Source organism: Rhizobium sp. Root708 (assembly GCF_001429725.1).
Classification (GTDB): domain Bacteria; phylum Pseudomonadota; class Alphaproteobacteria; order Rhizobiales; family Rhizobiaceae; genus Rhizobium.
Window position 1 is genome coordinate 422,125 of record NZ_LMHV01000012.1, and the last position, 12,965, is coordinate 435,089.

Annotated in this window: 14 protein-coding genes; 10 read left to right on the plus strand and 4 right to left on the minus strand. The window is 60.5% G+C overall.

Annotated elements, in window-relative coordinates; all coding sequences use genetic code 11:
* Positions 1-4 precede the first annotated feature (4 nt).
* The 10 genes from ASE04_RS12530 (at position 5) to visR (ending at position 9,645) form a co-directional block, all read left to right on the plus strand.
* Entirely contained in the window at positions 5-2,272 is a 2,268-nt protein-coding gene (locus ASE04_RS12530; RefSeq protein ID WP_056817561.1) for a chemotaxis protein CheA, read from the plus strand.
* 4 nt (positions 2,273-2,276) lie between these two features.
* Positions 2,277-2,744 carry a chemotaxis protein CheW gene (locus ASE04_RS12535; protein WP_056817563.1) on the plus strand — a complete coding sequence of 156 codons (468 nt, stop codon included), beginning with the start codon at positions 2,277-2,279 and terminating at the stop codon, positions 2,742-2,744.
* Positions 2,741-3,652: a protein-glutamate O-methyltransferase CheR gene (gene cheR, locus ASE04_RS12540; RefSeq protein ID WP_056817565.1), complete on the plus strand. Its 912-nt coding sequence runs from the start codon at positions 2,741-2,743 to the stop codon at positions 3,650-3,652. Before ASE04_RS12535 ends, cheR begins: the two co-directional genes overlap by 4 nt.
* On the plus strand, positions 3,649-4,692 hold the full coding sequence (gene cheB, locus ASE04_RS12545) for a protein-glutamate O-methylesterase CheB (protein WP_056817567.1): 1,044 nt from the start codon (positions 3,649-3,651) through the stop codon (positions 4,690-4,692). The genes cheR and cheB overlap by 4 nt, the downstream gene beginning before the upstream one ends.
* Positions 4,692-5,081 (plus strand): response regulator, encoded by a 390-nt coding sequence (locus tag ASE04_RS12550; RefSeq protein ID WP_056817569.1) that lies wholly within the window; start codon positions 4,692-4,694, stop codon positions 5,079-5,081. Before cheB ends, ASE04_RS12550 begins: the two co-directional genes overlap by 1 nt.
* Positions 5,078-5,632 carry a chemoreceptor glutamine deamidase CheD gene (gene cheD / locus ASE04_RS12555; protein ID WP_056817571.1) on the plus strand — a complete coding sequence of 185 codons (555 nt, stop codon included), beginning with the start codon at positions 5,078-5,080 and terminating at the stop codon, positions 5,630-5,632. Before ASE04_RS12550 ends, cheD begins: the two co-directional genes overlap by 4 nt.
* A 12-nt stretch (positions 5,633-5,644) precedes the next feature.
* Positions 5,645-6,037 (plus strand): chemotaxis protein CheT, encoded by a 393-nt coding sequence (gene cheT / locus ASE04_RS12560; protein WP_056817573.1) that lies wholly within the window; start codon positions 5,645-5,647, stop codon positions 6,035-6,037.
* Positions 6,038-6,142: 105 nt separating this feature from the next.
* Positions 6,143-7,831, plus strand: a complete 1,689-nt coding sequence (fliF, locus tag ASE04_RS12565; protein ID WP_056817575.1) for a flagellar basal-body MS-ring/collar protein FliF — start codon at positions 6,143-6,145, stop codon at positions 7,829-7,831.
* Between the two features lie 308 nt (positions 7,832-8,139).
* Positions 8,140-8,886: a transcriptional regulator VisN gene (visN, locus tag ASE04_RS12570; protein WP_056817577.1), complete on the plus strand. Its 747-nt coding sequence runs from the start codon at positions 8,140-8,142 to the stop codon at positions 8,884-8,886.
* Positions 8,887-8,898: 12 nt separating this feature from the next.
* Positions 8,899-9,645 (plus strand): transcriptional regulator VisR, encoded by a 747-nt coding sequence (gene visR, locus ASE04_RS12575; RefSeq protein WP_056817579.1) that lies wholly within the window; start codon positions 8,899-8,901, stop codon positions 9,643-9,645.
* Between the two features lie 27 nt (positions 9,646-9,672).
* Here the strand turns inward: visR and ASE04_RS12580 are convergent, their stop codons facing one another.
* From ASE04_RS12580 to fliN, 4 genes are all read right to left on the minus strand, one after another.
* Positions 9,673-10,113: a hypothetical protein gene (locus ASE04_RS12580; protein WP_056817581.1), complete on the minus strand. Its 441-nt coding sequence runs from the start codon at positions 10,111-10,113 to the stop codon at positions 9,673-9,675.
* A 4-nt stretch (positions 10,114-10,117) separates the two neighbouring features.
* Positions 10,118-11,197, minus strand: coding sequence for a flagellar biosynthesis protein FlhB (gene flhB, locus ASE04_RS12585; RefSeq protein WP_056817584.1), 1,080 nt, complete (start codon positions 11,195-11,197; stop codon positions 10,118-10,120).
* Between the two features lie 126 nt (positions 11,198-11,323).
* Positions 11,324-12,364: a flagellar motor switch protein FliG gene (fliG, locus tag ASE04_RS12590; protein WP_056817587.1), complete on the minus strand. Its 1,041-nt coding sequence runs from the start codon at positions 12,362-12,364 to the stop codon at positions 11,324-11,326.
* Between the two features lie 29 nt (positions 12,365-12,393).
* Positions 12,394-12,948 carry a flagellar motor switch protein FliN gene (fliN, locus tag ASE04_RS12595; RefSeq protein WP_056817592.1) on the minus strand — a complete coding sequence of 185 codons (555 nt, stop codon included), beginning with the start codon at positions 12,946-12,948 and terminating at the stop codon, positions 12,394-12,396.
* Positions 12,949-12,965: the final 17 nt, after the last annotated feature.

The following is a 12,965-nucleotide window of genomic DNA, read 5'->3' on the forward strand; positions in this document are numbered from 1 at the left end:
TCCTATGGATATGAACGAAATCAAAGAGATCTTTTTCCAGGAGTGCGAGGAGCAGCTCGCCGAACTGGAATCCGGTCTTCTGAAAATGAATGATGGCGATCGCGATCCGGAAACCGTCAATGCGGTGTTCCGTGCCGTCCATTCGATCAAGGGCGGCGCTGGCGCCTTCGGTCTGGATGATCTCGTCGCTTTCGCGCATGTCTTCGAGACCACACTTGATTGCGTTCGTTCCAACAAGCTTGAGCCGACCCAGGACGTCCTGAAGGTCATGCTGAAGTCGGCAGACGTCCTGGCTGATCTGACCAACGCTGCCCGCGATGGCGGCAGCGTTGATGAAAGCCGCAGCCGCGGTCTGGTGAAGGAACTGGAAGCGCTCGCCAACGGCGAGCTGCCGACGGCTTCCGCCGCCGTGGAAGCTCCGGCACCAAAGGCCGCACCCGTTGCCGCCGCTCCCGCGCCGAAGCCGACCGACGACAGTGGCTTCGAGCCAATTCCCTTCTCCTTCGACGACTTCGGCGACGAAGAGGAGGCGGGTTCCGATATCCCGGCCTACGAAATCATCTTCAAGCCGCGTTCGGACCTCTATTCCAAGGGCAACGACGCCACCCTGCTGCTCCGCGATCTCTCCCGTCTCGGCGAGATGAGCGTCTACTGCAACATGGACGCGCTGCCGAGCCTCGATGAGCTCGACCCGGAAGCCGCTTACTTCTACTGGAACGTCACGCTCAAGACCGACAAGGGCGAGGACGCGATCCGCACGGTGTTCGAGTTCGCCGAGTGGGACTGCGACCTGCAGATCACCGCTGCCGAAGCCAAGGCGGCTGTTGCCGACGCCGAAGAGCTGCCGATGATCCCGGTTCCCTTCGATCTGTCGATCCTCGATGATGGCGCTGCCGAAACCGCGGTCGCGCAGCCGAGGAGCGATGCAGCCGCTGCCGTGGCTACCGCCGAGACTGCTTCGAACGTCACGCAGATTGCTGCAGCCCGTGTCGAAAAGAAGGAAACCGCCAACGCTGCCGCCGCAAACGCTGCCGCAGCCGCGCAGAACAACGCCGCCGCCGGTGCCGGTCAGACGATCCGTGTCGATCTCGACCGCGTCGATCGCCTGATCAACCTCGTCGGCGAGCTCGTCATTAACCAGGCGATGCTCTCGCAGAGCGTCATCGAAAACGATACGACCGGCACGTCATCGATCAACATGGGTCTCGAGGAGCTGCAGCAGCTCACCCGCGAGATCCAGGATTCGGTCATGGCGATCCGCGCGCAGCCGGTAAAGCCGGTCTTCCAGCGCATGTCGCGTATCGTCCGCGAAGTCGCGGATATGGTCGGCAAGTCGATCCGCCTCGTGACCGAAGGTGAAAACACCGAAGTCGACAAGACTGTCATCGACAAGCTCGCTGAGCCTCTGACCCACATGATCCGCAATGCCGTCGACCACGGCATCGAAAGCCCCGAAAAGCGCACTGCCGCAGGCAAGGATCCCGAGGGCACGATCAAGCTCACCGCCAAGCATCGTTCCGGCCGCATCCTGATCGAGCTTCAGGACGACGGCGCGGGCATCAACCGCGAACGCGTCAAGCAGAAGGCCATCGACAACGACCTGATCTCGCCGGACGCCAACCTGACGGACGAGGAAATCGACAACCTGATCTTCGCGCCGGGCTTCTCCACCGCCGACAAGATCTCCGACATCTCCGGTCGCGGCGTCGGCATGGACGTCGTCAAGCGTTCGATCCAGGCACTCGGTGGCCGTATCAACATCACCTCCAGGCCGGGCCACGGCTCCGTCTTCACGATGAGCCTGCCGCTGACGCTCGCCGTTCTCGACGGCATGGTTGTCACGGTCGCCGGCCAGACGCTGGTCGTGCCGTTGACCGCTATCGTCGAGACACTGCAGCCGGAAGCCGCCGCGATCCACTCTTTCGGTGCGGGCCACCGCCTGATCTCGATCCGCAACAGCTTCTGCCCGCTGGTCGATGTCGGTCGCATCCTGAACTTCCGCGCCACCCAGGCCAATCCGGTGGATGGCGTTGCCCTTCTCGTGGAATCCGAAGGTGGCGGACAGCGCGCGCTCATGGTCGACGCGATCCAGGGTCAGCGTCAGGTCGTCATCAAGAGCCTCGAGGCGAACTACACGCATGTTCCGGGCATCGCTGCCGCAACCATCCTCGGTGATGGCCGCGTGGCGCTCATTCTGGACGTCGATGCTGTGGTCGGTGCTTCGCGCGGTCAAGCGCTGAAGCAGGACGTATCGCTGGCAGCGGTGGGTTGAGATTATGTCGTACGCCGTAAAAAGTCTGAATGAGGCGGATCGCGAACTGATCGCGTTCCGTGTCGGGGATCAGGAGTTTTGCGTAAACATCATGTCGGTTCGCGAGATCCGCGGCTGGACGCCGGCAACGGCTATGCCGCACTCGCCTTCCTACATGAAGGGTGTCATCAACCTGCGCGGTGCCGTGTTGCCGATCATCGATCTGTCTGCCCGCCTGGGTATGACGGCCGCTGAACCGACTGCGCGCCACGTCATCATCGTGGCGCAGGTCCGCACCAAGGTGGTGGGCCTGCTGGTCGATGCGGTATCCGACATTCTGACCGTCAACCAAGAGCATGTGCAGCCCACGCCTGAGATCGCTTCCGAACTGCAGCGCCAGTTCGCGCGCGGTATCCTGGCGATCGACAAGCGCATGATCTGCCTCCTCGAACTCGAGGCGATTTTCCCGGATATCGAAAGCGAAGCCGCATGAATGTCATGAGTGCAAAGGACGCGCGGCAGGGCAGTCCCGACGAGGTATTGGCGAGCGGCGAGTATCCGCTGACCCGCCGTGACCTCACGGAAATCGCCGCGATGATCTACTCGGATGCCGGGATCTACCTGAACGAGACCAAGGCCTCGCTCGTCTACTCGCGTCTGTCGAAGCACATCCGCAATCTCGGCCTGTCGGGCTTCCGGGAATATTGCTCACTGGTGTCGTCGCCGGCGGGGGCAGCCCCACGCCGCGAGATGCTCTCGCATCTGACGACGAACTTCACCCGCTTCTTCCGCGAGAACCATCACTTCGAGCATCTGCGTGATCACGTGCTGCCCGAACTGCTGCATCGCGCCAAGACGGGTGGCCGCGTGCGCATCTGGTCGGCTGCCTCGTCGGATGGGCAGGAGCCCTATTCGATCGCGCTGACGGTTCTTTCGATGATGCCCAACATCGCCGACTACGACTTCAAGATCCTCGCGACCGATATCGACCCGAAGATCCTGGCAATCGCTCGTGCCGGTGCCTATGACGAGAACGCCCTCGAAACCGTGTCGCCTGCCATGCGCAAGCAATGGTTTAGCGAAGTCAACGTCCAGGGCCGGCGCAAGTTTCAGGTCGACGACCGCGTCAAGCGGCTGATTACCTATAACGAACTGAACCTGATGGCGCAGTGGCCGTTCAAGGGCAAGTTCGACGTCATCTTCTGTCGAAATGTCGTCATCTATTTCGACGAGCCGACGCAGATGCGCATCTGGTCTCGCTTCGCCGAACTGCTGCCGGAAGGTGGCCATCTCTATATCGGCCATTCCGAGCGCGTGTCAGGCGACGCCAAGAACGTCTTCGACAACATCGGCATCACGACCTACCGCTATACGACCAAGGGCGTGGGGAGGAAGGCATGAGCGTACCCGCACGTGTTCTCGTCGTCGATGACTCCGCCACCATGCGTGGATTGATCACCGCCGTGCTCAGCGCCGACCCCGAGGTCAGCGTCATCGGTCAGGCCGGCGACGCACTTGAGGCGCGCGAGGCGATCAAGAAGCTCAATCCCGACGTCGTGACCCTCGACATCGAGATGCCGAACATGAACGGCCTCGATTTCCTCGAGAAGATCATGCGCCTGCGCCCGATGCCCGTCATCATGGTCTCGACGCTGACGCACCGCGGTGCCGACGCCTCGCTGGCAGCACTCGAAATCGGCGCCTTCGATTGCGTCGGCAAGCCGCTGCCGGGTGATGCACGCCCGTTTGGCGACCTCGCCGAGAAGGTGAAGGCTGCTGCCCGTTCGCAGCGGCGTCAATACACGCAGCCCGCGCCCGCCACGCCGCCGCCAGCCGTTGCCGATTTCCGCGTCGGACGCAAGATCGTTGCGATCGGATCGTCGACCGGCGGCGTCGAGGCCTTGATCGCCGTGTTGCAGAAATTCCCGGCGAATTGCCCGCCGACCGTCATTACGCAGCATATGCCGCCGACCTTCACGAAGAGCTTCGCGGAGCGTCTCAACCGGCTCTGTGCTCCTGTCGTGCAGGAAGCGACCGACGGCGCGCGTCTCGAGATCGGCAAGATCTATCTTGCACCGGGCGGCGAACGCCACTTGCAGGTCACGAGCGCGCACGCTCCCTGCTGCCGCCTTATCGAGCGCGACCCGGTGAACGGTCACAGACCGTCCGTCGATGTGTTGTTCGATTCGGTCGCCGAACTGGCCGGCCGCAACGCGGTCGGTGTGATTCTGACTGGTATGGGGCGCGATGGTGCCGCGGGTCTTCTGAAGATGCGCCACGCCGGTGCACGCACCCTTGGCCAGAACGAAAAGACCTCCGTGGTCTATGGAATGCCCAGGGTCGCTTACGAACTTGGTGCCGTCGAGCAGCAATTGCCCCTCAATGCTATCGGCGAAGAAATCTTAAAAATGACAGCCGCCCGAAAGGAAGGAACTGACTAATGTCAATCGCAGAGAAAATTAAAGTTCTGATCGTCGACGATCAGGTCACCAGCCGTCTGCTGCTCAGCGACGCTCTGACCCAGCTCGGCTTCAAGCAGATCACGTCCGCCGGCGACGGCGAGCAGGGCATGAAGATCATGGCCCAGCAGCCGCATCACCTCGTCATCTCGGACTTCAACATGCCGAAGATGGATGGCCTCGGTCTGCTCCAGGCGGTCCGCAGCAACCCGGCGACGAAGAAGGCTGCCTTCATCATCCTGACGGCCCAGGGCGACCGCGCACTCGTCACCAAGGCTGCTCAACTCGGTGCCAACAACGTGCTGGCCAAGCCCTTCACGATCGAGAAGATGAAAGCGGCTATCGAAGCCGTATTTGGAGCATTGAAATGAATGTCGAGGTTGCAGCCCGCCGCGTGCACATCATTCAGGGCGAATGGAAGGTCCTGAATGATCCGAACGCGGTCTTGACGACCATTCTTGGTTCGTGTGTGGCTGCATGCCTTCGGGATCCCGTGGCCGGCGTTGGGGGAATGAATCACTTTCTTCTGCCGGGCACTGCTAACACGCCGATGACCGGCGGCGATGCCACGCGTTACGGCGTGCATCTGATGGAACTGCTGATCAACGGTCTTTTGAAGCAGGGCGCGCGGCGCGACCGCCTGGAAGCCAAGATCTTCGGCGGGGCAAAGACGATCTCGACGTTCTCGAACGTCGGCGAGCAGAATGCCGCGTTTGCCGTGCAGTTCCTGAAGGATGAAGGCATTCCTGTCGTGGGCTCCAGCACGGGCGGCGATCACGGACGCAAACTTGAGTACTGGCCGGTTTCCGGTCGGGCTCGGCAATACCCCCTGACGGGTGCGGAAACACAGAGAACCGTCGCGCTCGAACAGCGCCCGGTGGCTCCGCAAAAGCCGGTCGAAAGCAGCATCGAATTCTTCTGAGGCGAAATACGGATGACCTTCAATACGCAATCGGACCAGCCATCGCCTTCAGAAGCGCTCCCCGACGTTCTCATGCGGATCGTTTCGGAGCTGCATGATGTCGCCTACCTGATCGAACGGATCGAACCGCAGCTTCTGGAGCTCGGCGGCGGCGCCGCGTTTCTCAATTCTCCCGAAAGCATGAAGGTCATGCAGGGCATCGATCTCGCCGTCCAGAAGACGCGCGGGCTCGCGGAGTTCATCGACACCATCACCGGCGAAATACCGCAGAGCTGGGTGGTCGATGTCGCGACGGCACTCAGCCTGGTGAAATTGAGCGAAATGCAGCGTGCGCTGGGCGGTGGCATGCGTCACGGGCATTCGCAGCCTCTCAACAAGGCCGCAGGCGATTTTGACTTCTTCTGATTAGACGTTCTCGCACGATCACGAAACGCTCGCACAAGTTTCGAGGTCTATAGCCGAATGAGGCAATAGGCCAAGCTATGTCGATGACGATCGTGCGAGAACAGAATGAATCTGTTAAATCAATTACTTCAGATCTTTAAAAACTTCGGCTCACTAGGGCGGAACAAGCTGCTGGCGTTGGCCGGCGTAGGCGTCGTATCCGTCGCTCTCATTTTGGCTGCGGCCTTTCTCGTCAACAAGCCTGCGCAGGAAACGCTCTATGTCGGCCTCGACGCCGCCGATCTGAACCAGATCAGCATGGCGCTTGCCGAATCGAATATTGCCTTTCAGACCGGCACTGATGGCACCAGCCTCAGCGTTCCGGCCGGCATGACCGGCAAGGCCCGCCTCCTTCTCGCGGAGCGCGGTCTGCCAAACAGCGCCAACGCCGGCTACGAACTCTTCGATAACGTCGGCTCTCTCGGCCTGACGTCCTTCATGCAGGAAGTCACCCGCGTCCGCGCCCTCGAAGGCGAAATCGGCCGTACGATCCAGTCGATCAACGGCATCATGGCAGCGCGCGTTCATATCGTCATGCCGGAAGTCGGCAACTTCCGGAAGGCTGAACAGAAGCCGACAGCTTCCGTCATGATCCGCGCCAGCGCCGGGACCGGCCGCAGCGCCGCCAGCTCCATCCGCCACCTCGTCGCGTCCGCCGTTCCTGGCCTGGATGTCGGCGACGTTACAATTCTCGATTCGGCCGGACAGCTTCTCGCCTCGGGCGACGACGCAAGCAACAACACCCTGAACCGTTCGCTCACCATCGTGCAGAACGTCCAGGGCGAGGTTGAGTCCAACATCGACAAGGCGCTCGCACCGTTCCTCGGTATGGACAACTTCCGCTCCAGCGTCACCGCCGAGCTGAACACCGACAGCCAGCAGATTCAGGAAACGACATACGATCCGGAATCGAAGGTCGAGCGCTCCATTCGTACGACCAAGGAAGCCTCGCAGTCCCAGCAGAAGCAGTCCGACAACGCGACGACGGTGGAGCAGAACGTCCCGCAGGCGGCGCCTGACTCGGGTGGCAGCAACGGTCCCGAATCGCAGGACAAGTCCGACAAGAAAGAAGAGCAGACCAACTACGAGATCAACAGCAAGACGACCGCGACCACGCGCAACAGCTATCGCGTCGACAAGCTCTCCGTCGCCGTCGTCGTCAACAAGGGCCGTATCGCCCAGATGGTAGGCGAACCGGCCGACCAGGCGAAGATCGACGCCTACCTCGCTGAGATGCAGAAGATCGTGGCGTCGGCTGCTGGCATCAACGGAACCCGCGGCGACGTCGTTACCGTCACGGCGATGAACTTCCTCGAGAACCAGCTTCTCGAAGACACCGGCAGCGGCGTCCGCGTCATGGACATGCTGAGCCGCAACCTCGCAGGCATCATCAACTCCCTGGCCTTCGTCGCCGTCGCATTCCTCGTCATCTGGATGGGTGTCCGTCCGATGGTCCGCAGCATGACGGGCGGCGCCTCGATCGGTGGCGACACCTCGGTCGAAAGTGCCGGCCTGGAGCTGCCCGACTTCGCACCTGCGGTTGGCGGCGAAGGTTCCGGCGCTCTTATGGAAGGCTTCGGATCCGATTTCGGCTTCGACAGCACGGAAGATCTGCTCAGCCTTGGCGACGACGACGGCAACTTCAACCGCCGCGTCAAGGAAGGCCCGGAGCGCAAGCTATCGAGGATGGTCGAAATCAACGAGGAGCGCGCCGCGAAAATCCTCAGGAAATGGGCAGTCGAGAACGCTGCTTAAGCAAGGGGCCGGGAAACCGGCCCTTTTTTGTTGCTTAATTGTCGCCATCCACAGGATGCGATTCGCGTCAAACGCGAATCGTGTTGCCAGCCGACCTAGAATCATCCTAATTTTAATATGCTTTTAACGATTTAGATCGACGTGCGAATCGGCGCACAAAATGTAGCCAAAGTAAATCCCAAGAACTCGGAGATGGTACTTTTTAGTGTCTGTCGTAATCTTGGATGATTCGCGGAGAAGCTGCATATCTGTTTAAAAACCGCGGATCGAACTTATGCCGTGATGGTTTTCAGCCGCAGGATTTGCCAATGGACATGCATATATTGCAAGCTCTCAAGAGCGATACGCACACGGCAAACTTCGTTGGCCTTGCCGCGACCAACCTGTCATCACGCGACGAACTTATTTGTCAGTTGAGCGAGGCTGTCGGCACGGGTAGGTTGCAGCCCGGGCTTCGTATCCTGACCGACTACGTGGGTGCATCGCATTACCTTCTTGCGCGCGCCGACCTGGTGCAGGAAGCTGGCCTTGACTTCGTGGTATCGTCCGACTGGCCGTTCGACCTGGTAACCAATCTGGCGGAAACGTTTGTAGGCGGCTTTGCGCGGGCGACGGAGCTCGAGAAGTGCATGCAGCTCTTCCGGCCGCAGTTTGCCATGCTGCCGGAGACCGCCGACGTTCCCGATGGCGCCAGCAAGCAATACTGTTCACTCCTCTTCAATATCGGCCGCTCGCGGCTCGCCCTGATGTTCCTGTTCGATGATGGATTCATCCTTTCGCAGGAGCGGCTGAGGGATGTCGGCCTGTTGACGGCTTACTTCACCAGCCTGCTGCAATGCGGCGTGGCCAAGAGCGATCGGGATTTCGAACTGACGGATCGCGAACTGGAGTGCCTCTTCTGGATCGCAGAGGGCAAGACCAGCGACGAAATCGCGATGATCCTCGGCATCTCGCGCAACACCATCAACAACTACATCACCAGCGTCATGCGGAAAACGGCAACGAAAACACGTTCCGAAGCCATTGCCTTCGCTGTCCGTAACAATCTCGTTTAAGGGGACGGCCCAATGGCGCAACCATCCAGCAGGACGATCGGCACACCGGAGACATCACGGGGCGTGCGCGTCGGCAAGGTGACGAGCCGCTCCGATCTCTTCCCGCGGTTGATCGCCATGCAGAAGCTGGCCGACGCGCAGAATTTCGCTGTCTTTCGCGTCAATGGATCTGGCCTTCCTGCCAAGCAGCGCCTGGTCTGCGAACTCGAGAACTGGGGTGCCACCAACGCTGGCGCCTGCAAGGCCTTCGTGGACGCCCACGGCGACGCGCTGCTCGAACACATCGAGAAGTCGCTGCTGCCGCTCACCTGGGCGGGCAGCCACGATGCTGGCGTTCCCAATGCATCGGGAATGGCGCCGTTCGTGGAGCGGCTGGCGGCCGGTCTCGTGCCGTTCTCCGGCATGGCTTTCCCGGTTCGGCTCGGCGCGATCGGTAACGGCTTCGTGATTTTCGCCGGCGATGATCTCGATCCGCCGAGCGACATGATCGTCGAGCTGCACGGGCGTGCCTGCCACATCATGATCGATCTGCTCTCGCTGGACGAGCGGCGCGTCAGCGCCGCCGAGGCTCTGAGCGAGCGCGAGATTGCCTGCCTGCAGCTTGCTGGCGACGGCCGGATCAGCGAAGAGATCGCCGAGAAGCTCGGCTTGTCGGTTCACACCGTCAATGCCTATCTCGGCTCGGCAACCGTCAAGCTGGATTCGGTCAACCGAATTCAGGCAATCGCCAAGGCAATCCGGCTCGGCTACATCAGCTGAGATCGGATTAGCGACGGTGATTTGAGGTTAGCTGGCGAGCGCCTGGAGCGATGGCGCGATGTAGCGCGATTGCAGTAGGCTCCGTTCCAGAAAAGCCGTGTTCTCGTCGGGATCGACGGACGGGTTTTCGAACGCGATGTGGTTGATCTCGATGCCTGCGTGTTCGGCGGCGAGCGTCAGCTGGGCGTAAACGGTGACACCGCGCGGCTTGATCTCGAGATCGATAACGACCTCCGGCTTGCCACCCCATTCCAGCGTATAGCTGCCGCCATGGCCGAAATTGACGGTGCCGGGATGGAAAAACATCTCGGCTGCCGACGATACGAGATCGGAAAGATTGCCGTAGTACTCAAAGCGCAGGATCGAAATCAGGTCCGAGGCATCGAGGAGACGAAGCTCCGTCGCCACGGGGCTGATTGCTTCAGCAAGAATTCTCTCGCGCTGGGTAGAGTAGGGGCATTTTTTCATTCGGCTATCTTACCCGTTGGTTCTTGGCTTTCGCCGCGTAAACCCGATGAATGAGTTCGGCGACTGCCTTGTAGAATACAGACGGGATCACACTATCCACCGAGACTTGCGCAAACATGGAGCGTGCGAGCGGCGGATCTTCAAAAACGGGAATTCCGTTCGACTCTGCCATCTCTCTGATTTTCAACGCAATTAGGTCCTGTCCCTTGGCAACGACGACTGGAGCGTCGTTTTCTTCGCGTACATAGCGCAGCGCCACGGCAAAGTGGGTCGGGTTGGCGATGACAAGCGTGGCGCGCTGAACGTCGGCAATCATTCGGCGGCGCGCACGGTCGCGCATCAGCGAGCGCTGACGGCTTTTGACGAAGGGGTCGCCCTGGGATTGCTTGTTTTCTTCCTTGATTTCGTGCCGCGTCATTCGCAGTTCGGAGAACCAGTGATAGCGGGTCCAGAAGAAGTCGGCGATCGCCACCACAGCCGTTGCGATGAGAACGACGATGGTGATCTTCTGCATCCCCGACATCATCCGGGTGAAGATGGTCGAAGGGTCGGAGAACATCGCGTCGATCGCGCTGAAATACTCGCTCTTCATGATGAAGAACATGACGACGCCGACGATGAAGATCTTGACGAGCGATTTGCCGAACTCGATCAGGCCAGGCAGGCTGAACATTCGCGTAAAGCCCTTGGCGGGCGAGATTCGCGAGAATTGCGGCCGGATGCGTTCGAGAACCGGTCGCGGCATGTTCTGCGCGACCGAGGCCGCGACGCCGAAGGACATGAACAGAATCATTGCCGGCGCCAGGAGCGCGGCGCAAACCCAGCCGAGATGGACAAAAAGCGACATAACGTCGGGCCCGGTCTCGATCTTCCACTGATCCGGCTGCTCGAAGATATCCTTCAGCGCCGCACCCGTGCGACTGAGCGCGTCGGGCAGAAAGAAGATCAGATACACGTAGCTTGCGAGGACCGTGGCGAAAAGCGGCAGCTCGCGTGAGAAAGGCACGTTACCTTTGTCCGCGGCGTCGGTTTTCTTTTTCTCGGTCGGGTCTTCTGTTTTGCTGTCCTTGTCGTCATCGGCCAAGGTCGCGGCTCTCCATCAAAAAGAAAAGGCCGCACCTGAGCGCGGCCTTTCCAGAAATAGCTGGGACGGGAGATCCGATCAATGCGGCCGAACCGCCGCAGTCGTTCTGTGCACAACAGAAGCGGCTTAGGCGGCCTCGGCGCCTCCTGCCTCTGTTTCCTTGAGCTGGATCTGACCGGAATTCGACAGGCGAATCGCTTCCTGCGCGATGGCGCGACGGGCAATCGCAATCTCGCGAGGATTGATGCCGGTCGTGCCGCTCTGCAGATCCGATTCGATCATGCGGCGCTGGCGCGGGCTGATCGAGGCGAGAACGATCTCGCGCATCTCTCCCGAGGCGCCGCGAAGCGCCATCGTGAGGATATCCGCGGAGATATCGTTGAGCAGCATGACGCGGCTGCGCTGCGGCATGAGCATGAGGTCTTCGAAGAGGAAGATCTTCGGGCGGACCTTGTTGACCGATTCGCGGCTGATCGATTCGAGCGAGGTGAGCAAGGTATCGACCTGCGGCTTGTCCATCTCGTTCATGAGTTCGGCAACCTTCGTCGAGCCGATCGCATTCTTCTCGGCGTCGATTTCCGCCAGCAGCGACATCACCTGCTTTTCGATGATCTGCGCCGCCTTCGGGCTGACTGCCTTCAGGTTGACGGTACGGTTCATGATGTCGGCTCTGCGGCTGTCCGGGATCTGCATCAGAACCTTGGCGCCGAAGGAGGAGGGCATCATGGAGAGGATATAGGCAACGGTCTGCGGATGTTCGCGCAGCAGGAACTTGCCGATGAAGGCGGGATCGCCTTCGCCGAGGCGGTCCCAGATGGACGTTTCATAGGCCTGGAAAGTCGTGCGGCGACCAAGCAGGCTGTCGACTTCGTCGGGTGTCAGGCCTTCTTCGAGAATGCTCTCGATTGCCCGCGCGTTGTCCATCAGACCGGCGCCCTCGGTGAAGAGGTCCTCGAACTCCGCAACGAGTAGCAGAAGTTCATCCGGCGGGATGGCGCGCAGGGTCTGGGCCGATCCGATGATCGTCTGCAGCTCTGCCTGCGTGAAATATTTCAACAGTCTGCCTGCAACCCCTTTCCCCATAGCGAGGAGAACGGCTGCTGCTTTCTCAGCCTGGGTCAACGGTTTCTCGGCTAGAGCGCCGCCGAAATCGTCAAAGTCCATCATGGTCTAACCTCTCCGTCCCTGCACCGGGATCAGGCTTTTTTGGTACTCAGAACTTCTATCAGTTTTACGCCAAAACGTGTGTCGTCATTTTCAAGAACGGTGATCTCGCCGCGAGCAATCTTGCGGCCGTTCACCATGATTTCCACCGGCTCGCCAATCTTCTTGTCGAGCGCGATCGTTGCACCTTCGTTCAGGTTCATCAGACCCGAGACCTGCATCCGGCTGCTTCCGAGCATGATCTGAACATCGATCGGGATGTCCATGATCAGATCGAGGTTCGACTGCAATGCGCTTCCGAGCGGTGCCGGCTGCCCGCCGGACGTCGTGAAGGACGAATCACCGAAATCGGACGAACCGCCGAAATCGCCACCGAATGCGTTGTCCTCGGACCCACCGAGGTCGCCGCCGAAAGCTGCCAGATCGGTGCCTCCGAACGCGGCATCGTCACCGAACTCAGGCAGGCCACCGTCCGCATCGGTCTTGAGAACGCCGCGCAGGTCGTCGATAGCCTGATCCAGCTCGGCCTCGTTGCCTGGGAGCTCGGGTGAGAGATCGCTGTTCTGCTGTGTCTTCTTCGTCGCCATGAAATCACTATTCCAGT